At 70.8% G+C, this 267-nt stretch carries 1 protein-coding gene; it reads right to left on the minus strand.

Going from position 1 to position 267, the window contains the following annotated elements:
- On the minus strand, window positions 1-224 hold a 224-nt coding region (locus KZZ06_RS21010; protein ID WP_219581891.1), incomplete at its 3' end, for a hypothetical protein.
- Window positions 225-267 lie beyond the last annotated feature (43 nt).

Genomic DNA, 267 nt, shown 5'->3' on the forward strand with positions numbered 1-267 from the left:
GGCGCGCCGAGTTCGCCGACCGCCTGGGCCATGTCGAGGATGGCGCCGTCGATCTGCTCCATCCGCTCGACCAGAACGCGGTGACGGATCGCCACCTCCAGGTGCTGAGCGACGCACGCGGCAGCCAAGCTCTCAGCGGACCAGCCGCGCTCGGCCGCGGCGGCTCGCAACCGGGCGGCGAGCGCCGCATCCAGGGTCACGGTAAGCTCGATCTCCTGGGCCATCGGCGCACCTGCTACACGTGGATCAGATCATCAGCCGTGGCGC

Source organism: Sulfitobacter sp. CW3, from assembly GCF_019392245.1.
GTDB lineage: Bacteria > Pseudomonadota > Alphaproteobacteria > Rhodobacterales > Rhodobacteraceae > Sulfitobacter.